The organism is Ruania rhizosphaerae (genome assembly GCF_009805705.1).
GTDB lineage: Bacteria > Actinomycetota > Actinomycetes > Actinomycetales > Beutenbergiaceae > Ruania > Ruania rhizosphaerae.
Map to the genome: position 1 here is coordinate 21,726 of NZ_VSMB01000002.1, position 22,204 is coordinate 43,929.

General features: G+C 68.1%; 15 protein-coding genes and 1 pseudogene. 5 read left to right on the top strand and 11 right to left on the bottom strand.

Features of this window, described 5'->3' with window-relative positions; genetic code table 11:
- Positions 1–28 precede the first annotated feature (28 nt).
- Both FV560_RS03595 and glgP read right to left on the bottom strand, forming a co-directional pair.
- Entirely contained in the window at positions 29–988 is a 960-nt protein-coding gene (locus tag FV560_RS03595; protein WP_159619470.1) for a PDDEXK family nuclease, read from the bottom strand.
- A gap of 202 nt (positions 989–1,190) precedes the next feature.
- Entirely contained in the window at positions 1,191–3,785 is a 2,595-nt protein-coding gene (gene glgP, locus FV560_RS03600) for an alpha-glucan family phosphorylase (protein ID WP_159619472.1), read from the bottom strand.
- Positions 3,786–3,926: 141 nt separating this feature from the next.
- Here glgP and FV560_RS03605 point away from each other — a divergent pair, with 141 nt between their 5' ends.
- Genes FV560_RS03605 through glgB form a run of 3 tightly spaced genes read left to right on the top strand, consistent with a single transcriptional unit; the run spans position 3,927 to position 11,244 of the window.
- Positions 3,927–5,954 carry an alpha-1,4-glucan--maltose-1-phosphate maltosyltransferase gene (locus FV560_RS03605; RefSeq protein ID WP_159619474.1) on the top strand — a complete coding sequence of 676 codons (2,028 nt, stop codon included), beginning with the start codon at positions 3,927–3,929 and terminating at the stop codon, positions 5,952–5,954.
- Positions 5,951–7,738, top strand: a complete 1,788-nt coding sequence (gene treS / locus FV560_RS03610) for a maltose alpha-D-glucosyltransferase (protein WP_159619476.1) — start codon at positions 5,951–5,953, stop codon at positions 7,736–7,738. The genes FV560_RS03605 and treS overlap by 4 nt, the downstream gene beginning before the upstream one ends.
- Complete coding sequence (gene glgB, locus FV560_RS03615; protein ID WP_159619478.1) at positions 7,735–11,244, top strand: 1,4-alpha-glucan branching protein GlgB; 3,510 nt, start codon at positions 7,735–7,737, stop codon at positions 11,242–11,244. Before treS ends, glgB begins: the two co-directional genes overlap by 4 nt.
- A 9-nt stretch (positions 11,245–11,253) precedes the next feature.
- Here the strand turns inward: glgB and FV560_RS20640 are convergent, their stop codons facing one another.
- From FV560_RS20640 to FV560_RS03630, 4 genes and pseudogenes are all read right to left on the bottom strand, one after another.
- Complete coding sequence (locus FV560_RS20640; protein ID WP_420853346.1) at positions 11,254–11,541, bottom strand: tetratricopeptide repeat protein; 288 nt, start codon at positions 11,539–11,541, stop codon at positions 11,254–11,256.
- Positions 11,542–11,787: 246 nt separating this feature from the next.
- Positions 11,788–12,186, bottom strand: a pseudogene (locus tag FV560_RS20645) (thioredoxin domain-containing protein); the annotation flags it as partial.
- Positions 12,187–12,220: 34 nt separating this feature from the next.
- Positions 12,221–13,261 carry a DUF8094 domain-containing protein gene (locus FV560_RS03625; RefSeq protein ID WP_159619482.1) on the bottom strand — a complete coding sequence of 347 codons (1,041 nt, stop codon included), beginning with the start codon at positions 13,259–13,261 and terminating at the stop codon, positions 12,221–12,223.
- Positions 13,258–14,688 (bottom strand): hypothetical protein, encoded by a 1,431-nt coding sequence (locus FV560_RS03630; protein WP_159619484.1) that lies wholly within the window; start codon positions 14,686–14,688, stop codon positions 13,258–13,260. Before FV560_RS03630 ends, FV560_RS03625 begins: the two co-directional genes overlap by 4 nt.
- A gap of 172 nt (positions 14,689–14,860) precedes the next feature.
- On the opposite strand from FV560_RS03630, the gene FV560_RS03635 reads away from it, so the two are divergent.
- A complete protein-coding gene (locus FV560_RS03635) occupies positions 14,861–16,294 on the top strand; it encodes a hypothetical protein (RefSeq protein WP_159619486.1) in 1,434 nt (477 codons plus the stop codon).
- A 22-nt stretch (positions 16,295–16,316) separates the two neighbouring features.
- On the opposite strand, the gene FV560_RS03640 is transcribed toward FV560_RS03635, so the two are convergent.
- On the bottom strand, positions 16,317–16,796 hold the full coding sequence (locus FV560_RS03640; protein WP_159619488.1) for a GNAT family N-acetyltransferase: 480 nt from the start codon (positions 16,794–16,796) through the stop codon (positions 16,317–16,319).
- 52 nt (positions 16,797–16,848) lie between these two features.
- Here FV560_RS03640 and FV560_RS03645 point away from each other — a divergent pair, with 52 nt between their 5' ends.
- Positions 16,849–17,307 (top strand): hypothetical protein, encoded by a 459-nt coding sequence (locus FV560_RS03645; protein WP_159619490.1) that lies wholly within the window; start codon positions 16,849–16,851, stop codon positions 17,305–17,307.
- Here the strand turns inward: FV560_RS03645 and FV560_RS03650 are convergent.
- From FV560_RS03650 to FV560_RS03665, 4 genes are read right to left on the bottom strand one after another with little or no spacing between them, the layout of a single operon-like run.
- A complete protein-coding gene (locus FV560_RS03650) occupies positions 17,264–18,934 on the bottom strand; it encodes a hypothetical protein (protein ID WP_159619492.1) in 1,671 nt (556 codons plus the stop codon). The two genes, FV560_RS03645 and FV560_RS03650, sit on opposite strands and share 44 nt — an antisense overlap.
- A gap of 3 nt (positions 18,935–18,937) precedes the next feature.
- Positions 18,938–19,798 carry a carbohydrate ABC transporter permease gene (locus tag FV560_RS03655; protein WP_159619494.1) on the bottom strand — a complete coding sequence of 287 codons (861 nt, stop codon included), beginning with the start codon at positions 19,796–19,798 and terminating at the stop codon, positions 18,938–18,940.
- Complete coding sequence (locus FV560_RS03660; RefSeq protein ID WP_159619496.1) at positions 19,795–20,736, bottom strand: carbohydrate ABC transporter permease; 942 nt, start codon at positions 20,734–20,736, stop codon at positions 19,795–19,797. The genes FV560_RS03655 and FV560_RS03660 overlap by 4 nt, the downstream gene beginning before the upstream one ends.
- Positions 20,737–20,795: 59 nt before the next feature.
- A complete protein-coding gene (locus FV560_RS03665; RefSeq protein WP_159619498.1) occupies positions 20,796–22,085 on the bottom strand; it encodes an extracellular solute-binding protein in 1,290 nt (429 codons plus the stop codon).
- Positions 22,086–22,204 lie beyond the last annotated feature (119 nt).

A 22,204-nucleotide genomic window follows, 5' to 3' on the forward strand; every position in this document is an offset into this window, starting at 1 on the left:
CCGTCACCGGGGGTGAAGTTGACGTCGATTATGCGCCGATAACCGACGTCAACTTCACCCCCGTCAGGAGGGGGCCGACCTCCTTCGGGACCAGCCCCTCCCAGACATCTCGTGATGTGAAGCGCAGCACGGTGATCCGCGCATCCGCGACGAGGTCGTTCTGCCGCTTCCGGTCGTGATAGAGGGCCTTCGGGTTGTCGTGTGCCTCCTTGCCGTCGATCTCGACCAGAATCCATTGCCCGTCAGGCAGCCTCCAGCCCAGGTCCGCGCGAGCGACCAGCTCACCCGAGGTGTTTCGGATCGTCACCTGAAGCGCTGTCGGCGGGATCCCGGCGTCATGGCACGACAACCGCGCCCACGTCTCCACGGGGGACTCCGATCGGCCGTCGACGAGTGCCCACCAGTCACGTGATCGCCTCGACCCTGGTCGTCCGGACACCAGGTCACGGACGTGCCGGAGCCCCGGTGCGGAAATCCTCCGCAGATGGATCGCCGAGTCGAGCACGGCGATGGCATGTATCCGATCCAGTTCGAGCACCGCCTGCGCGAGTGCGTTCGGCACGTCCGCGATCCGCCGTTCTTCGAGTTTCCGGGCAGGGAACGGGTCACGCCATCGGCGCACCGTGATCCCCGGAGGACCTGGCCGGCTCTCACCGGAGGGCAGCCACGCCGATGGTTGGATGATCTGCGGCAGGCCGTGGATTCCATGAAGCGCTACAGCGCATGACGCCACGATGACGGCGTCCGGCCCCATGGCGAGTCCGCCGAGCCAGGCAGACCGCCGCCGCCGCAGATCCATCGGATGGCCCGGTGGAGTTCGTCCGGTATCGAGGACGCCTCGAACCACCTGCCGCCAGCCCCCGCGATCGAGAGCGGTGCGGATGCCGCGTTCGGTCATCCCGCGCTCCAGGCACTGGTCGCGCGTGATCAGCCCGATCTGGCGTTCCGCGAGGACCAGGACGGACGGCGGTACGGTTCGACGCTTCATGGACCGAGCCAACGCCAGGTCGTGATACCCGCGCCACCAGCAGTCGGTGACCTGTGGATAACTCCTCACCCCAGCAGAACCGACCCGCTACCCACCGGGGGTGAAGTTGACGTCGGTTATGGGCCGATAATCGACGTCAACTTCACCCCCGGTGATGGGGGCGTCGGTGTCGGCGTCCGGTGTGGGAAGCGACGCACCTCCCTCAGGACGCTGCCGCCACCAATCCCAGCTCGGTGTGCCCCGCCAGCCGCTCGTGCCGCGGCACGATCCGGACCGCGTACCCGAACGGCCCCGCCTGCGCGAGGGTGAAGACCCGCGAGAACTGGTACCGCCCGCCCTCGTAGGTGTCGGTCAGTGACAACTCGGCCGTTCCGAAGTCGTCGATCTCGTCGTCCTCGCCGACACGGCCGTAGTTGACCTGCACCTCGACGTCCTCCGGACGCAGGGCCCCGAGTGAGACGAACGCCTTGACGGTCACATGGTCACCCACCTTGACGGCCTCGTGCAGCCCCTCGGACTCCACGTGATCCACCCGCACCCCGGGCCAGGCCTCGTGCACCCGGGCCTTCCAGTCGGCGAGCTCGACGGCCGCCTCCCGGTTCCCGGCGTTGAGCGCCCGGTAGAACTCGGCGGTGGGGGTGTACAGCTCGGTGATGTACTCGCGCACCATGCGGGTGGCCTGCACCTTCGGGCCCAGTGTCGCGAGGGTGTGGCGGACGTTCTCCAGCCAGTGCACGGGCAACCCGTCGGTGCGGTCGTAGAACCGGGGAGCCACGGTGTGCTCGAGCAGGTCGTACAGTGCGGCCGCCTCCAGATCGTCCCGGTGCTCGTGATCCTCCACCCCGTCAGCGGTGGGGATCGCCCAGCCGTTCTCACCGTCGTACATCTCGTCCCACCACCCGTCGAGGATCGACAGGTTCAGCGAGCCGTTCAGGGCCGCCTTCATCCCTGACGTCCCACACGCCTCCAGGGGCCGCAGCGGGTTGTTCAGCCACACGTCGCAGCCCGGATACAGCGTCTGCGCCATCTCGATGTCGTAGTTGGGCAGGAAGACGATGCGATGGCGCACGTCCTCGGCGTCGGCGAACTGCACCAGTTTCTGGATCAACCGGATACCCTGCTCGTCGGCTGGATGGGACTTACCCGCCACCAGGATCTGCACCGGGCGATCGGGATCGGTGAGCAGCCGCTTCAACCGGCCGGAGTCCCGCAGCATCAGCGTCAGGCGCTTGTAGGTCGGCACGCGCCGCGCGAAGCCGATGGTCAGCACGTCGGGATCGAGCACGCCGTCCACCCACCCGAGCTCGGCCGGGGAGGCACCGCGCTTGAGCCACGACTTACGCACCCGTGCGCGCGCGTCCTCGACCAGCCGCGAACGCATCTGCCGGCGCAGCTGCCACAGGGTGGCGTTGTCGATGCCGCCTTCGGACCTGTACCAGCCCTCTCCTGTGGCGAGCTCGTCAGGAGTGAAGTACTCGGCCTGTGCCTGGGTGAATGCGGGATCAGTCCAGGTGTCGGCGTGCACACCGTTGGTCACGGATGTGATCGGCACCTCGCTGACGTCGAACCCCGGCCAGAGTGCGGCGAACATGCCACGGGAGACGCGCCCGTGCAGCTGCGCCACCCCGTTCGCACGCTTGGCGAGCCGGAATCCCATGACGGCCATGTTGAACACTCCGGGGTCACCGCCGGCGTAGGTCTCACGCCCCAGGGCGAGCACATCCTCCACGCCGATGCCGGGCAGTTCGTTCCCGCCGCCGAAGTGCTCGCCGATGAGGTCGGCACCGAAGCGGTCGATGCCTGCCGGCACCGGTGTATGCGTGGTGAACACGGTGCCGGCCCGGACTGCCTCGGCCGCCGCCGGGAACGACATCCCAGTGCTCGCGATGAGCTCACGGATGCGTTCGATCCCGAGGAATCCGGCATGGCCCTCGTTGCAGTGGTAGACCTCCGGCTCCGGCGCGCCGGTGAGCCGGGAGTGCACCCGCAGCGCCTTCACGCCCCCCATGCCGAGCAGCAGCTCCTGGTGCAGCCGGTGCTCGCTGGTGCCGCCGTACAGACGGTCGGTCACGCGCCGGGCGAGGTCGTCGTTCTCGGGCACGTTGGAGTCGAGCAGCAGCAGCGGCACGCGGCCGACATCGGCACGCCAGATCTGGGCGTGCAGGGTGCGTCCGCCGGGGAGCCCGAGGCTGATCTTCGACGGCGTCTCATCCGCCTCGCGCACGAGCGAGAGCGGGAGGTTGTCCGGGTCGAGCAGGGGGTAGGTCTCGTGCTGCCACCCGTCCCTGGTCAGGGACTGCCGGAAGTAGCCCGCCCCGTACAACAGGCCCACGCCGACGATCGGCGCCCCCAGATCGGAGGCGCTCTTGAGGTGGTCACCGGCGAGGATGCCGAGACCGCCGGAGTACTGCGGCAGGGCTCCGGTGATCCCGAACTCCGCCGAGAAATACGCGATGGAAGCCGGAAGTGCGGCCTCGCCGGCTTCCTCGCGACGGCGCGCCTCGCCCTGATACCACCGCTCCTCGTGGCGGTACTGACTCAGGTTCTCGGCGAGCTCGGCCACCGTGGCCACGAACTCCGGGTCCGCGGCGAGCTCGTCGAGACGCTCCGGGGAGAGTCCGCCGAGCAACTTCACCGGGTCGCCGTGGACGGCGGACCAGCGGTCGGGATCGATGCCGGCGAACAGCTGGCGGGTGGGTTCGTGCCAGGCCCAGCGGAGGTTCAGGGCGAGCTCGTCCAGAGCTGCCAGTGCGTCGGGGAGTACCGTGCGGACGGTGAATCGTCGGATCGCTCTCACGCGGGCAGCATAAGGCAGCAAGGCCGCGATGTTGCATGGTCGAGCACACATTGCACCGCGGCTCCGCGGCTGTCACAATCCCCGGCCGATCGACTGCTGTTCCGGGGTGTGCGGGGCCGCTGTGATCGGTAGGTTCGACCTGTGAGCACTCCAGCACCCGCCCCCCTGCCGACCCCCGAGTCCCCGATCGGACGGATCCCGGTGATTGAGGTCGGTCCCACCGTGGAGAACGGTCGTTGGCCGACCAAAGCGGTCGTCGGCGAAGCCGTGCCGATTCGAGCCACGGTCTTCCGTGAGGGTCATGACGCGGTGGCCGCCACCGCCGTCCTCATCGACCCGGCCGGCCGGGATCACTCGTGGGCACCGATGCAGGACATCTCCCCCGGGAACGACATCTACGAAGCGCACCTGATTCCTGACGCACCCGGGCGGTGGGCGTTCCGCGTGGAGGGCTGGTCCGACCCGTACGCCACCTGGCGCCACGACGCCACTGTGAAGGTGGACGCCGGGGTGGACACCGAGTTGATGCTGGCCGAGGGCGCACTCGTGCTCGAACGTGCCCTCGCCGAGGTGGCGCACACCCCCGACGGCGCACGCACCCTTCGCGACGCCGTCACCGCTCTCCGGGACGTCAGCCGCCCACCCCGCGCACGGTTGGCCGCAGGAGCCTCCGTGGAGGTCCGGGCCGTGCTCGCGGCGGCCCCGTTGCGTGATTTCGTCTCCCCCTCGGCGACCTACCCGCTGATCGTGCACCGCGAACGGGCGCTGTTCGGCTCCTGGTACGAGCTGTTCCCGCGTTCCGAGGGCGCCTATCAGGATCCGGACACCGGCGCCTGGGTCTCGGGAACCCTGCGCACCGCGGCCCAGCGATTGCCCGCGATCGCCGAGATGGGCTTCGACGTGGTCTACCTGACGCCGATCCACCCGATCGGGACGACCAACCGCAAGGGACGCAACAACACGCTCGAGACGCTCCCGGGCGACCCGGGCTCGCCGTACGGCATCGGCGCGGCCGAAGGCGGGCATGACGCCATCCACCCGGACCTGGGCGACTTCACCGATTTCGACGCCTTCGTCGCCCGGGCCCGCGACCTGGGGATGGAGGTGGCCCTGGATCTGGCGCTGCAGGCCTCCCCCGACCACCCGTGGGTGCGCGAGCATCCGGAGTGGTTCACCACCCGCGCCGACGGGTCCATCGCCTATGCGGAGAATCCGCCGAAGAAGTACCAGGACATCTATCCGCTGAACTTCGACAACGACCCCGAGGGCATCTATACCGCCGTCCGGGAGCTGGTGCAGGTGTGGATCGACCACGGGGTGACCGCTTTCCGGGTGGACAACCCGCACACGAAGCCGCTGCCGTTCTGGCAGTGGCTCCTGGCCGATGTCGCCGCGGACCACCCCGAGGTGCTCTTCCTCTCGGAGGCCTTCACCCGCCCGGCGATGATGCGCACCCTGGCCGCGATCGGGTTCCACCAGTCCTACACCTACTTCACGTGGCGCCACTCCAAGGAGGAGCTGACCGAGTACTTCACCGAGGTCAGTGGAGATGCAGCAGCCGTCATGCGCCCGAGCTTCTGGCCGACGACGCACGACATCCTCACCCCGTACATGCAGACCGGCGGGGCGTCGGCGTTCGCGATCCGGGCGGTCCTGGCGGCGACCGGCTCACCGACCTGGGGTATCTACTCCGGATACGAGCTGGCCGAGCACGTGGCCCGGCCGGGAGCACAGGAACAGATCGACAACGAGAAGTACGAGTACAAGCCACGCGACTGGGACGCTGCCGCCCGCCAGTTCGGGCTGACCGATCTGCTGCGCCGGCTCAATGCCACGCGCCGGGCCCATCCCGCGCTGCAGCGCCTACGCAATCTGAGCGTCCACCCGACCACGGACGAGGCGATCTTCTGCTTCTCCCGCCGCGAGCGCGCTGAGCACACCCCCGATGGCCAGGAGGACATCGTCATCGTGGTGGTGACGCTCGACCCCTTCACCACCCGCGAGTCCCTGATCCACCTGGATATGGCTGCCCTCGGCCTGGCCGCTGACGCCGATTTCATCGTCCATGACCACCTCACCGGTGAGTCCTACTCCTGGGGAGCGACCCCCTTCGTGCGGCTCGATCCGTACGGCCGGTGCGCCCACGTGCTTCACTTGAAGGCCACATGAGCGCCCGTCGCCGCGGTCAGCTGACCCTGACCGACCAGACCCGGCCCGGTCTGAGCGAGGATCCCCAGTGGTACCGGACGGCCGTGTTCTACGAGGTACTGCTGCGGGCCTTCTCCGACTCCGACGACACCGGCACCGGTGATCTGCGCGGGCTGATCGACCGGCTCGACTACCTGCAGTGGCTGGGCGTGGACTGCCTGTGGCTGCCACCGTTCTACCCCTCTCCACAGCGGGACGGAGGTTACGACGTCTCCGACTACACCGCCGTGGCCGAGCAGTACGGCACCATCGAAGACTTCGGCGAGCTGATCGAGGCAGCGCACGCCCGCGGGATCCGCGTGATCATCGACCTGGTGATGAACCACACCAGCGATCAGCACCCGTGGTTCCAGTCCTCGCGGTCCAATCCCACCGGGCCGTACGGCGACTTCTACGTGTGGGGCGACGATCCGGACCGCTACGGTGAGGCGCGCATCATCTTCGTCGACACCGAGGTCTCGAACTGGACCTTTGACCCGGTCCGGCGGCAGTACTTCTGGCATCGGTTCTTCTCCCACCAGCCTGATCTGAACTTCGAGAATCCACGGGTGCGGGAGGCGATGTTCGACATCGTCCGCTTCTGGTTGAGAACGGGTGTGGACGGATTCCGGCTCGATGCGGTGCCCTACCTGTTCGAGGAGGACGGGACCGACGGCGAGAACCTGCCTCGTACGCACGAGTTCCTGGCCGAGGTGCGCGCACTGGTCGATGCCGAGTTCCCGGGCCGGCTGATGCTGGCTGAGGCCAACCAGTGGCCACACGACGTGGTGGAGTACTTCGGATCCGCCGAGGCGCCCGAGTGTCATATGTGCTTCCACTTCCCGGTGATGCCGCGCATCTTCTACGCACTGCGAGAGCAGTCGGCCCGCAGCATCATCCAGATCCTCGACGACACCCCCGCGATCCCGGCCGGGGCCCAGTGGGGCACGTTCCTGCGCAACCACGACGAGCTCACTCTGGAGATGGTCTCCACCGAGGAACGCGCCGCGATGTACGGCTGGTATGCCCCGGAACCGCGCATGCGCGCCAACGTCGGCATCCGCCGCCGGCTGGCACCGCTGTTGGACAACTCCCGCGCCGAGATCGAACTGGCGCACGCGCTGCTGCTCTCCCTGCCCGGCAGCCCGTGCCTGTACTACGGCGACGAAATCGGCATGGGTGACAACATCTGGCTGCCCGACCGGGATGCGGTGCGCACTCCGATGCAGTGGGATCCCGACCGCAACGCCGGATTCTCCGCGGCCACCGATCCCGGGCGGTTGTACCTGCCGGTCGTGCAGAACCTCACCAACAGCTACCACCAGCTCAACGTCGAGTCCCAGCTCGCGATCCCCACCTCACTGCTGCACTGGGTGCGGGGCATCCTGGAGGTGCGCCGCCGCCACCCGGTCTTCGGCACGGGCGACTACGTGCCGCTGGAGACCGACAACGACGCGGTGCTGGCCTTCCTGCGCACCGGCGACAGCGAGACCATCGTATGCGTGGCCAACCTCGCGGCCACCCCACGTTCGGCGCGCGTCCGGCTACCCGGTCTCGCCGGGTGCGCCCTGGTGGACGTCTTCGGCGGAGAGGAGTTCCCCACCGTGGGCGCCCACCCGGCGGCCGTCCCAAGTCACGGTTCGATCGAATCCGCCGACGATGTCCCGGATCTGACGTTGGACGGTTCACCAGAACCTGCCGACGGGTCGGTCGTGCTGACGCTCGGTTCACGGGACTTCTTCTGGCTCCAGGTGGTGGACCCGTGACCGCTCAGGACTCACCGCTGCTGCTCGAACTCATTACTCCCTGGTTGCGGCGGGCTCGCTGGTTCCCCGCGAAAGACGACCCGGCAGCGACGCTGTCGGTGCTCGAGGTGATCGACCTCCCCGATCCGCTCGAGGAGGCGGCGTGCACGGTGGTGCTCGTGGGTCTGGAGAGCAGTGCCACGGGGAGTACGGGTACAACGGTGGTGCAGGTCCCGCTCGTCGTGGTGCCTGCGCCCGATGCCGGTCCCGGGCGTGCCCCGGTCCCGGGCGAGATCACCACGCTCGGCGGCGACTCCATGCTGGTGGACGGCCCTCACCATCCGGCCTTCCTGCGAGCCTGGCTGGCGGCGGCGCAGAGCATCAGTAAACCCGACAGTGCCGATTGTGCCGACTGTGGTGACAGTGGTGCCGACATGGCAGAGCTCGATCCCGCCACAGGCCGGGTGCACACGGGCGAGCAGTCGAACACCTCCGTGCGTATCGATACCCGTGACGGCGCCCGGTCGGCAATCCTGAAGGTGTTCCGGGTGCTGGCCCCCGGCGCCAACCCGGAGATCGACATGACCGGCGCCCTCGCCGCCGCGGGGTGGCGGCACGTACCGGCACCCTGGGGCTGGTTCACCTGCGCCTGGCCAGGCAGCGACGACCAGACCACGGACCTGGGCGTCCTGACGGATTTCGTCGCCGGCGCCGAGGACGGCTTCGAGCTGGCCTGCGCCCATGCCCGCGACGATCGCGACTTCCGCGGCCCGGCCTTCGAGCTCGGGCGCCGGACGGCCGAGATGCACACGGTGCTCGCGGAAGCGTTCGGCGTGACCAGTGGCGCCCATGCGGCGGCGGGCCTCCGTGAGCGAGCACAGTGGGCGTTGTCAGCGGTCGAGGAACTGACCCCGTGGCGGGCCGCGATCGAGAAGGCGACGGACGCCGTCGGGAATCTTCCGGCGCCGCCGGCGCAGCGCATCCACGGCGACCTGCACCTGGGGCAGGTGCTACGCCGAGCCGAGGACTGGTTCATCCTGGACTTCGAGGGTGAGCCGCTGCGCCCGCTGGCGGAGCGTTCCACCCCGGACCAGCCGCTCCGGGATCTGGCCGGGCTGCTGCGATCGGTCGACTACGCGGCCGCGATCGGCGGGGCACCACCGCACTGGACAGCGCAGGTCCGTGACAGCCTGGTGGAGGGATATCTTGCCGAACGACCCGAGACCGACCTCCGCCTCGTCGGCGCGCTGGAGCTGGACAAGGCGCTCTACGAAGCCGTGTACGAGAAGCAGAACCGTCCGGACTGGTTGCCCATCCCCCTGGAGGGCATCCGCCGACTCATCGAGGAGCAGGCCATGACCGAGAACACCCCGTCACCGGTTCCGGAGCAGGTGCTGCAGGCCGTCGCGGCCGGAGAGCACTACGCCCCGCACGACGTGCTCGGACCGCACCTGGCCGACGGTGTCGTCACGATCCGCACCGTACGGCACCTGGCCACGTCGGTGACGATCCGCACGGCCGACGCCGACTACCCGGCCGTGCATGAGTACGCAGGCATCTGGACGGCGGCCCTGCCGGCGCAGGAGGTGCCCGACTATCGGGTCCACACCACCTATGAGGACGCAGAAGCAGTCACCGACGACCCCTACCGGTTCCTGCCGACCGTGGGAGAGATGGACCGGCACCTGATCGCCGAGGGCCGGCACGAGCAACTGTGGACTGTGCTCGGCGCCCGGGTGCGCCGCTACCCCTCCGCCCTGGGCGAGGTCGCCGGCACGTCCTTCGCCGTGTGGGCCCCCAACGCCCGGGCGGTCCGGGTGGTGGGCGATTTCAACCGGTGGGACGGGCGTGGCGCGGCCATGCGGGTGCTCGGATCCTCGGGCGTGTGGGAGTTGTTCCTGCCCGGCGTGGGCGCCGGGGACCGGTACAAGTTCGAGATCTGCCGCAGCGACGGCTCCTGGGAGATGAAGGCCGACCCGATGGCGCGCGCCACCGAGGTTCCGCCCGCGACGGCGTCGGTGGTGGAGGAGTCGACCTACAACTGGGACGACCAGGACTGGATGCGCGCGCGGGCCGCGACCGATCCCCACACCGGGCCGCTCAGCATCTACGAGGTGCACCTGGGATCCTGGCGGCAGGGACTCAGCTACCGCGACCTGGCCGAGCAACTCGTCGAGTACGTGCAGTGGATGGGGTTCACGCACGTGGAACTGCTGCCCGTCGCCGAGCATCCGTTCGGCGGTTCCTGGGGCTATCAGGTCACGTCCTACTACGCCCCGACGTCCCGGTTCGGCAGCCCGGACGAGTTCCGGTACCTCGTCGACGCGCTCCACCAGGCCGGGATCGGCGTGATCGTGGACTGGGTTCCGGCGCACTTCCCCAAGGACGCCTGGGCACTGGCCCGGTTCGACGGGACCGCCCTGTACGAGGACCCGGATCCGCTGCGCGGTGAGCAGAAGGACTGGGGCACGTATGTGTTCAACTTCGGCCGTAACGAGGTGCGCAACTTCCTGGTGGCGAATGCGCTCTACTGGCTCACCGAGTTCCACGTGGATGGCCTCCGGGTGGATGCGGTGGCCTCGATGCTCTACCTCGACTACTCCCGCGAGGCCGGGCAGTGGCGGCCCAACGCCCGCGGTGGGCGGGAGAACCTGGAAGCCATCGCACTGCTACAGGAGACCAATGCCACCGCCTACCGGGTGGCACCGGGGATCATGATGATCGCCGAGGAGTCCACTGCCTGGCCGGGGGTGACCACGCCGACCGAGTACGGCGGTCTCGGCTTTGGGCTGAAGTGGAACATGGGCTGGATGAACGACACTCTGCGCTATCTGGCGCAGGAGCCGATCAACCGCCGCTACCACCACGGCGAGCTGACGTTCTCCCTCGTGTACGCATTCTCGGAGCACTTCGTCCTGCCGCTCAGCCACGACGAGGTGGTGCACGGCAAGGGGTCCTTGTGGGAGCGCATGCCGGGAGACCTGTGGGCCAAGCTCGCCGGGGTGCGCCTACTGCTGGCCTACCAGTGGACCCACCCGGGTAAGAACCTGGTGTTCATGGGCGGGGAGTTCGCCCAGAACTGCGAATGGGCGGAGTCACGATCGCTGGAGTGGGGACTCAGCGACACCGCACCGCATGCCGGGGTGCGGGAGATGCTGCGCCGCCTGAACCACCTGTACACCGCGAACCCGGCGTTGTGGGCGGAGGACTTCTCCCACGACGGCTTCGAATGGATCGAGGCGAACGACGGCGATCACAACGTGCTCGCCTATCTGCGCAAGGGGCGCGGCGAGCAGCTCCTGGTGGTGGCGAACTTCGCCGGGACCACCCACGAGGACTACCGCGTCGCCGTGCCCTGCAGCGGGGAATGGACCGAGGTGTTCACCACCGACCACGGCGACTTCGGCGGCAGCGGTGTCGTCAACGGTCAGGTCGTCGCCGAGGAGGTGCCGTGGCACGGCCGGGCGCAGTCGGTGGTGCTGCGGGTTCCGCCGATGGGCGTGACGGTGCTGCGCCCGGCTCAGTAGCGGTGCCGCTCAGTAGAGGGCGCGGGCAAGGTCCCGGCGGGCCTTGATCACCTCGGGCGAGTCCTCCGGGGCGAGCTGGAACAGTTCCACCAGGCGCTTCTGAACGGTCTGCCGATCCTCGCCCGCGGTCACCCTGATCACGCCGAGAAGTCGCGCGAATCCGTCGGCTAGGCGACCCGAGGCCACGTCGATGTCTGCGGCCGGCAGCTGGGCCGTGATGTCACCGGGACCGGCCTGCTCGGCCGCGGCGAGCACGGTCTGCGGGTCCAGACCGGAGATCCGGCGCAGCAGCTCCACCTGAGCCAGACCGGCGCTCGCCTCAGCATCGCGGGGATTCTGGTTCAGTGCATCCTTGAAGGCAGCAGCTGCGCCGTCGAGGTCGTCCGCCTCGATCGCGTCATAGGCGGCCTGGATATGCGGCGGCAACGGCGGCTCCTCGGGTTCGCTCCCGTTCGCATCCTCAGCGTCCTCACCGGCAGCGGTCTCGACCCGGCCCGTCACGCCGTTCTCGGCCGCAGCCTGCAGCACCTGGTCGAGGACTGCCCGGACCTGCTCCGCCGGATAGGAGCCCTGGAACAGCGGCAGTGGCTGGCCCTTGATGATGGCCACCACGGACGGGATGGACTGGACGCCGAAGACCTGCGCCACACGTGGGTTGGCGGCCACGTCGACACGGGCGAGCAGAAACTTGCCCTGGTATTCGCCGGCAAGGGACTCCATGGTCGGGCCGAGTTCGAGGCTGTTGCCCTCACCCACCTGCCACAGCATCACCACGACGGGAACAGTCATCGACTGCTGCACCACGTCGTTGAGCGTGGCCTCGGTGACATCGACCACCACGCCGGCAGGGGTGTCCTGGGACGGGGCGGGCGGCTTCGGTGCGGTGAGCGCCGACAGGTCGACGGCTCCGTGCAGATTGACCGGGGTGTCTGGCTGACTCATGCTCTCGATCCTAGTTCCGCTCGGCAGTGGCTGATCACTCGTCCTCGGCCTCGGACCGGGTGACCTCGGAGAGCACCTCTTCGGCCCCCAGCACTCGTACCTGCGCGTCTTCACCTTCCGGCGGTACGTAGAGGGAGACCATGAGCTGGTAGTCGGCATGGATGGACGTCCCGACGTCCGCGATCTCCCCGCCGTCGGAGTCGAGCATGCCGATCGTGCCTCCGACCGTGAGCTCGGAGCCCTCGACGGTCTTGGTGTAGGTCTCACGGGTGGTCAAGGCGCCCACCACGATGAATCCACCGTCGGCCGTGGCCAACGTGGAGATCTCCTGATCCGGGACGCTCGTGGAGTGCTCGAACTCGCCGGCCTCCTCGAACTCGGCTGCCTCCGTCGCCGCATCCTGCCGTTCACCGACGAGTGTGCGGAAGACGTCATCGGCGAAGTTCTCGGCGGCATCAGCACCGGAGTCGCTGAGCACCTCCGCATAGGCGGACATCGCCGCCTCAGGCGAGTACAGATGCCCCTCGGCATCGTCGGCGACCGGCGCGCTGCCCTCTCCCGGGATCGCGGTCGCCGGCATCTCCACCGCCGGCAACAGGCGTACCCAACTGTGCATGACGTACTGACTACGGGGGCTCGCCTGCCGCAGCGTGAGGAGCAACGGCCCGTTCGCTTCGTCCGGGATCTCGGTGATCACCATGACCGTCCGTGGCCAGGTATCGGTCATGGCCACGATCTCGACGTCTGAGGCGACCGTCAGCGGCTGCGGTGTGTAGGGGTTCTCCGCGTCCGCGGTCTCAGCAGCCAAGGCGTACTCTGCTGCCCGCACACTCAGGGCAGGGTCGTCCATCCGTGGCTCGAGCGCCTCGGCGTCACGGGCCTCGTCCGCTGCGGCGATCACCTCACCGAGATCGGCCAGCACGCGATCCAACCGAGGACCGTCCAGGACCGGAAGTGTCTCGGTCTGCTCCGGCGGATCGGCCGGTTCGGGAACCTCGATGGCGCAGGCGCCGAGCAGGGCACCAGCGGTGAGCAGGGCAGCAGCCCCGGTCAGCGCGCGGTTGGGTCGCCTCATGACCGCTCCTCCTCTGGGTCGGCCTGGTCTGTGTCAACCTGGTCTGCCGGTTCCGGGGTGGTGGTCCCCAGACCCCAGGTCTGGCGCCAGGACGCACCGGAGGCCTGGGCGTTCGTCTCGTCTGCCTTCGTCTCGTCAGCAGGCTCAGCACGTTCCACCCGGTACTGCGAGCCTGCCTCCTCCGAGGTGCCAGCAGCTCCGATAGTCGGCGCTCCCCAGGACGAGGGCTGCCGGAGGGAGCTGCCGTTCTCGTTCTCGTCCTCGCCTGCAGCCGCCTCCGGCGCGTCTGAGCGCCGTCGGCGCCACCACTGACGGCGGATCGGGAGTTGACCCGTCTGCTCCTCTTCCGGGGTCGTCTCGGACGAGGCGTCGTTGGTGTCGTTGGTGTCCTTGGCGCTGTCAGGATGATCGACATCGTCGTCCGGTGCCTGCTCGCTCGCTCCCCCGCGCACCCAGGCGTCGAGGTCCCCAGCACCATCAGGTTCGTCAGCAGTATCAGGTTCGTCGTCGTGCCCAGCACTCGATTCAGCCGCGTCAGCAGTATCTCCAGCACCACCGTGAGAACGGCGGGCTTCAGCACGCTCCGCTTCGCGCAGCTGACGCCGCGTCAGCGTCGTGCCGTCCACCGCGGTCAGTGTGGTCGTGGTCGTCGATGTGGAATCCTCGTCACTGCTCTGGGCGCGTTTCCGGGCTCGCTTCTCCTCGCGTGCCATGAGCAGCAGGATCGTCAGCCACACCGCACCGATGAGGAAGAGCACCGAGCCGACCACGATGCCGGGGATCATCAGCGGGGTCGTGACCTCGCGGTCCCAGGTGAGAGACACGGCGGGAGCCGGCTCAGTGCCGTCGGTGGCGACCAGCATCGTCCAGTCACCCTCGACCTGGGTCCATTCGTAGGTCAGTTCACCGGTGCCGGTGAGCTCTTCGATCCACAGATCCGAACCAGCCGGGTTGGGCACCGTGCTGGCTGCCTCCGCTTCCTCGTCTTCCTCGGTGGGCGACTCCGACTCCTCTGGGCTGGGCGACTCCGACTCCACCGCATCATCGGTGGAGGGGCTCGTCGTCTCGTCCGTCGTCGGTTCCTCGCTGGCGGCATCGCCATCGGCTACGCGCAACGTCTCCCAGCTCGTCAGCCCCGTGATCTCCACGGCATCGGCGCCATCGAGCCAGGCGTGCACCTCAGCCGTGCGGCCCATCACCAGCACCAGCGGGGTGTCCTCGTCGGGACCGGTCACCGTGACCGTCACGTCGGGGTTGACCGTCGCCAGCACATGGGTCCGGGCGAGCACCACCGGCGCCTCGGGTTCCTGCGGAAGCGTGGCGGTCACCGTCTCGTCGGGCCGCCACACGGTACCCGAGGCGATCCCTGCTGCTGCTGTGCCGAGTCCGAGCACAATGAGCAGGATCGCGAAGATCCGTCCTAGCACGCGCGTTGTCGCCCTTCTGAAGGTGGAAGGCTGCCAGCCTCCCAGGGTACGTGACCCTTCTGTGATATTTCACGTCCTGGTGACCGGTCCCACATTCGGCTGCTCTCACCAGGGCCTCGGCAGACGCAGTACGCTGGCCGGGAATCCATGCTCGAGCCTGGCAGGAGTATCCGTGGCAGACGACACCTCGTCCTTTCCCGTCGTGATGCGCGGGTATGACCGCGCACAGGTCGACCAGCACATCCACACCCTGGAGCGACGACTCACCGAGTCCGAGCGCAAGCTCACCGAGGCACGCTCCCAGGTGGAGTCGCTCGACGGTTCAGTCATGCAGGTCTCCGGCGAGCTCGCCGATGCCCAGGCTCAGCTGCGTGAGGCGGAGAAGCCGAGTTATGCGGGTCTGGGCGCCCGGATCGAGCAGTTGCTTCGTTCGGCCGAGGAGCAGTCGAGCGATGTCGTCACGCAGGCGGACGAGCAGGCCAAGGAACTGCTCGAGCGCGCCCAGACCAGCGCTGATCAGCTCACCGAGCAGGCCGAGAACGAGTCGGCTGAACGGCTGTCCGTCGCCAGGCGCGATGCCGAGAGCGCGATCGAACGTGCGACCTCCAAGGCTGACGGCATCCTGCTCTCCGCTCAACGCAAGGCCGAAGAGCTCGTGAGCTCCGCCGAGCGGGAGGCAGCCCGCATCGCGAGTGTGACGACCACCGAGCAGAGCGAGCGCAAGGCGAGCCTCGAACGTGAGTTGGGCACCCTGCGCGCCACCGTCGAGCAAGAGGTTGCCGAGCTGAAGGTGAGTTCGGAGCGGGCTGCTCGCGAGCTGCGCTCCACGAGCGAGACCGAAGCCACCGAGTTGCGCGAGAAGGCCCAGACGGAGGTGCAGGCGCTGCGCGAGGATGCCGAGCGCACCGCCGCCTCGACGATCGCCTCCGCAGAAGAGCAGGCAGCCGAGATCCTGCGGACGGCGAACGCCGACGCCGAGGAGATCCGCCGTTCGGTCGCGCAGATGCGCGAGGAGGCCGAACTCGAGATCGCTGCCCGCCGTGCGGCCTCCGAGGAGTCCGACGCCGAGATGCACGCCCAGGCCAAGGCGGACACCGACGCCATGGTCGCCGATGCGCAGGCACACGCCCAGGAGGCGGAGTCTCGGGTGGCCGAAGCGCTTGCGAAGGCCGAGGAATTGCGTTCGTCCGCCGAGTCGCAGGCCGAGCAGATCCTTGACGACGCGCGCTCCAGCGCGGAGCGCCTCCTGCAGGAGGCGCGCGAGAACGCCGACCGGTTGCGTGCCGATACCACCGCTCAGACCGACCGCGAGCGCCGCAATGCCCAGCGCCACGTGGACGATCTGAACCGGCAGCGGGAGTCGATCACCGGGTATCTCGACGAGCTGCGAGCGCTCCTCGGGTCAGGGCAGGTCGCCCAGGCGGCGGAGCTGGCAGCAAGTGACGACACTGACGGCACTGACGACACTGACGGCACTGCGGACACCGACGACCCTGACGACACTGAGGGCACCGACGACCAGAGCGAGGCCAAGGAGCCTACTGCACCCGAGCCCGCCGACGAGTCCGAGGACGAGACCCAGGTCATCGATCCCGTACGGAACTAGGCGCGATCGCCTGAGCTTGCGATTAGCGCACCATCCGGATGATCGGCAGCGCACCCCAGGGTTCGACCTGCTGCTCGGCGCCGTCAGCCTCGAAGCCATGCTTGCGGTAGAAAGCGACCGCACGAGCGTTGTCCCGCGCCACCCAGAGCATGCAGGGCGCGTCGCCGACGGCGAGCTCGAGCAGGTGAGCGCCCGTCCCTCGGCCGTACTCGCCCGCGAGAACGTAGAGCTCGCTCAGCTGCAACGAGCGCACCTGGTGCACTCCCGCGGCCTCCGCACGCGCCAACCCCACGGGCCGGCCGTCGCGGTGCGCGAGCCAGACGGTCATTCCTGCGTCGTCGGTAAGGACCTGCTCCCACCGGGTCAGGCCGGTGCGCTCGCGCTCGTCGAGCACCTCCGGCGGCACCAGATCCGCATATGCCTCGCGCCAGGTGGCACAGTGCACCTGGTGCAAGGCAGCGGCGTCGCCGGCGTGAGCGATGCGGATCCGCGCGGACGTCATCCGCACACTCTACGAGTCCCAGACCGCGCGTTCGCGCCCGTAGGCTGGGTCGATGAGCACCGAGCAGGACTGGGCCCGCCAGCGCAGAGAGGCAGCGGCCGAGCACGAGCGGCGTCTCGTCGCCCGCCAGGCGTCCGAGAACGCCCGGGCCCAGCGGCTGCTCGATCAGTTCGTCCGTGCCGCGGAGCAGGCGGAGCTGCCTGCCCACCCGCTCGAGGTCCAGGGTTACGGTGGTCGCGGAAGTGCACGCACGCCGCGACATGGCTGGTACTTGCGGGTGGACCGCACGGCCGCCGTCGGGACTGACGGTTCCTTCTACGTGCTCACCGCACCACTGAGCCTCTGGGACCGGCTACGCGGAGTGGAGCCGGAGGCCAAGCCGCCCCCACTGGTGCTCGGCGCCGGTGGCAAGGACGGCGACTCGATCGATCTGCGCGACGCTCTCGAGCGGCTGCTACCCGGGTGGGCTAACGACCAGGACCAACCTCGTCAGAGCGCCCCTGGATCGTGAGGACGAGGCGGCTTGTCGTCCGTCCGGTCACGTAAACGCGTGGACCGGTGAGAGCGTCGGTGCCTCCGAGGAAGGTGTACGCCTCCCCCGGATGATAGGCGGGTGGGCGGTCCGCACCGGTGCCGTTGCCCGGGCCGACCACAATCTCGTCGGCGCCGACCCGGTAGGTCGCCACCCCCTCAACGAGCTCGACCGCCCCGGCTCCGAGATCGCGGCCCCCAGTGAGCTGCCCACCGGGGCGGAACGCCAGTTCCACGGCATAGGGCACGTCGGCACCGGCGAAGTCCACCTCGAGGCGCAGCCCGTCAGCCTCGGGCCGCACGCGCATCGTGGTCTGCAGGCGCACCTGGTCACTGGCGCGGCGGGAGAAGGCCATCGCCGCAGCGAACCGGCCCTCGAACTCCACCGGGTAGTCCCCATCCGGGCGCCGCTCGGCTTCCGAAAGCGGCTGGTAGTAGCCCGCCGAGAGGTCCTCGGTCAGTGTGATCACGCCGTCGGACTCCTCGGCCCGCTGTGCGCGGAAGGGACCGAGTCCGAAGAAGTCACGGGAGACACGCAGCGAGTCCAGCAGTACGCTCGCGTGCCGCAGCCGCAGCACGGTCGGATTGCACGCCAGCCCGGAGGCTACCCGCCCCGCGTGGGGGACGTCGGAGCCGCCGTGGACGGTGAGCATGCGATCGGCGTTCCGCTGACGCCACAGTCCCAGGGCGAACCGGCGGTCCACGGGGGCCGTGACGCCGTCGGGAACGCCGATGGCAAGCTCTGGTTCGAGCAGGGTCTGCGCCAGCGCATCCACCGGGTCGAATCTCGCGGCGCTCTCAGCCTCACGGGCGGCCGCAGCACAGCGGGAACATCCACCCACGGCAAACCGTCGCCACTGGGTGGCGAAAGGACCGGTGACGAAGACCTCCCGCTGGTCCTGGCGGCGCGAGTGCACGGTCTCCACCTCACCGTCATCGGTGAGGTCGATCATCGCGTGCAGGTTGCGGTGGACGATCTCACGCAAATCGGGCCGGTCCAGCTCGGCGGCGAGCGCCAGCAGACTCGGGTTGGAGACATACGCGGCATAGTTCGCCGACCGCTCCGAATACACGCCGTCCTCGTCGACATCCACGCCCTCAGCGAGCCACTGCCGCGCCCGCTCGCGGGCACGCTCGTCGCCGGTGATCCGTGCGAGTCCCGCCAGGGCGGAGGCGATTTCCCACCGGTGGTTGGGGGTGTGCACTCCACCACTGACGACGGCGCCCGCGGCCCGGGCGGCGATCTCACCCAGGCCGTGGCTCACCTCGGCCCACGCCGGCTGCGGTGCGTGGTCGAGTAGGTCACGGGTGATCACCAGATCGTTGAGCGTGAAGCTCGAGTCCGGTGGTGAGTCGACGTTGTCACCTGAGGTGAACAGCCCGGTGGCCGCCTGCAGGCCGCGTAGCTGGGCCAGCCACTGGCTCGCCACCCGGAGCGGATCGGGGTGCCGGTGCCAGCGTGAACCGGGCGCGTGCGCGCAGGCGGCGGCCGTCTTGATCCGGCGCATCACCTCACGGTGGGCGATCGCCGGCGGCGCATCGTCGAGAAGTGAGGCAAGCACCTCATCGGCTGCCGAGGTGATCCGGGTCGCGTACTCCGCGGTCATCGATCAGTCCTTGAGGCCGGAGTTCATGTCCGCGCTCATGATCTGGCGCTGGAAGATCAGGAACAGGACGATCATCGGCACCAGCGAGATCACTGAGGCCGCCAGCAGCACCGACCAGTCGATGTTGTCCGCACCCACGATCGAGCGCAGTGCGATCTGCAGCGTGTACTGGTTGGGGTCGTTGAGCACCAGCAACGGCCAGATGTAGTCGTTCCAGCGCCACTGGAAGGAGAAGATCGCCAACGTCACCGCCATCGGTTTGGCGAGCGGCAGCATGATGGAGAAGAAGGTCCGGATCTCCCCCACGCCGTCGATGCGCGCCGCCTCCAGCAACTCGTCCGGGACCGTCTTGAAGTACTGCCGGAACATGAACACACCGGTCGCGGTGACGATGGAGGGGATGATGATGCCCGGGAGCGAGTCATACAGGCCCAGGTCACGGATCACCACGAACGTCGAGGGCATGATGACCTCGGTCGGCAGCATCGTGGTGGCAAGGACGCACATGAAGAAGACGTTGAGCCACCACGCCTTGTACTTGGCAAGCGCGTATCCAGTCATCGAGGAGACGAGCACGGTCAGCGCGGTGGTGACCACGGCCACGATGCCGGTGTTCATGAAGTACCGGGCGAAGTTGAACCGGCTCCAGGCGTCCTGATACCCCGAGATCGTCCATGTCTCCGGCAGGATTGACAGCGGCAGGCTGAACAGCTCGCTGCCCGGCTTGAAGGAGCTGAGGATGAACCACAGCAGCGGGAACGCATAGATCGCGACCAGGACCCACAGCAACACGGTGCCCGGAACGACCGAGGCCTTCTTGCCCCGCACGGGCACGGTGGCCGTCTCCGTCTGCGTCGAACTCATTGGACGTCCTTCCGGTCGAAGCGCATCTGGATCAGCGCGATCACGATGAGAATCACCATGAGCACCATCGAGGCAGCGCTGGCGTAGCCGATATCGCCCCGCTCGAATCCCGTGCGGTAGATGTACTGCACCATCAGCACGTTCTCGGTGCCCGGGCCACCACCGTTGAGCGCCTGGATCATCGCGAATTCCTTCATGGCCCCGATCGTGGTGACGAGCACGACCAGGAACGTCGTGGGCGCCAGCAGCGGCAGGGTGATGCGCCGGAACCGCTTCCAGCCCATGGCGCCGTCGATCGCGGCGGCTTCCAGGTAGGACTGCGGGACGTTGCGCAGGGCAGCGATGAACAGCAGCATCGTGAACGCCGTCCCTCCCCAGGTACCGGCGATCAGCACGACGACCAGGGCGAGCTCACCGTTGGTCTGCCACTGCACCGGGCCGATCCCGAAGATCGACAGGAAGTAGTTGAAGAAACCGAAGTTCTCCCCGAACAGCCAGCGCCAGATCACACCGTTGACGATCGGGGAGATCAACCAGGGCAAGAAGAACACCGCACGCGCCACGGCCTGCCCACGCGCGAGTTTCGTCGTCAGCAGCACCGCGAGGCCGAGCGGGATGATGTAGTGCAACGGGACTGAGAACCCGACGAACAGGAAGGTGCGCCCGAGTGCACTGTAGAACTCGGGATCGCCGAAGAGCCGGGTGTAGTTGTCGAACCCGATGATGTCCGGGGTGCCGAACCCGCGGTAGTCGGAGAGCGAGTAGATGAAGCCGAAAACACCCGGCCAGATGAAGAACAGGGCGAACAGCACGACCGCCGCGGCGATGAAGATCAGCGGTGCGATCGTCTGACCACGGCGAATCGAGCTCCGCCGGCGCCGAGGATGCTGGGGCACTGGCGCGGCCTGCTCGACAGGCTCGGCGGTGGACGCAGTCATGTGGCTCCTTCGAAGGATCGCGGGTGCGCCCGGCCGTCAGGCCGGGCGCACCCGGAGTATCAACGGATCGAGGTCAGCGCCTGAGTCAGCTGATCCTTGATGTTCTGGATCGTGGCGTCGACGTCCTGCTCGTCGTTGAGGTACCTCACGACCTCGTCCCGCAGCGGGTCACCCTCGATCTGCAGGCCCTCGGCCTGCTGCACCAGCTCCTGGGCCTTGACCTCACCGGCGATCGGGTCGCACGCCTCGATCTCGGCGTTGTAGAGGTCGAAGAACTCCTGGTTGCTCTCGTAGGAGATCTGCAGGCCCTCCACCGCAGGCAGGAAGCCGGAGGTCTCGCTCAGCTCGGTGTAGTTCTCCGGCTGGTACAGCCAGTTGATGAAGTCGTAGGCAGCATCGGACTGGTCGCCCTCGAAGACCACGATGTTGGCGGCGTTACCGAAGTTCGTCGCCCGCACCGGCTGCGTGGGCAGATACACCGAGACCCACTCGAAATCGGCGATGTTCTCCTCGAAGTCGGCGATCTGCCACGAGCCGGAGAGGTAGGAGACCACGTCACCGCTCTTGAAGAGGGCGTTCGGGTCGCCGTCGGAGAGCCAGACCGAACGCGGCATGAACGAGTCGTCGTTCAGGTCGTAGAAGTACTCCAGCGCCGGCTTGGTGTTCTCGTTGGTCTGGTACTCGTCGTTGTCGTCGGCCATGAACGCATCGGAGCCGAACTCGTACAGGAACGCCTTGAGCCGGTGAGAGGTCCGGTCCATCACCATGCCGTAGCTGGTCTCGGTGCTCTCCTGCACCCGCTTGACGGTCGCGACGAACTCGTCCCAGGTCCAGATCTCGTCCTCGGACTGCGGGTAGGTCTCACCCGCGGCGTCGAAGAGCGACTTGTTGAGGAACAGCCCCACCGCGGTGACGTCGCTCGGCAGCGAGAGGACCCTGCCGGACTCGTCGATCACGGACAGATCGGTCATGGCGCCGGTCGACTCGGCGATCTCGGTGAGGTCGCGGCACGCGTTCATCCACTGCGGGTCGAACGCACCCGGACGGGCGAGCGCTGGCAGGTCGTCTGCGAGAGCGGCGTTGCGCAGCCGGGTCTGGAGGTCATCGTTGGCCACATCGACGATCTCGATGTGGACGCCGGTCTCCTCCTCGTACTTCGTGGCCATGTGCTGGTAGCCACCGCCTTGGTTGGCGTCACCGGAGAGGTAGAACTGCAGTGTGGCGCCTTCGGCGCTGCCACCGCCACCGCCATCGGAGCAGGCGGACAGTCCCACCGCAGCGGCACCACCGGCAAGGCCGCCGGCGATCAGCTGGCGGCGGCCGAGGACTGGGTTGAGTACGGGATTCATGAGTGCACCTCTCGTCCTTGAGTGCGTCTGGTGGCGAGGAGCCGGCACCGGGCGCAGGGAAGCGTTTACCAAGACAGGTTAGGACAACAGCTTCGGATTCTCAAGGTTTGTTCGAACAA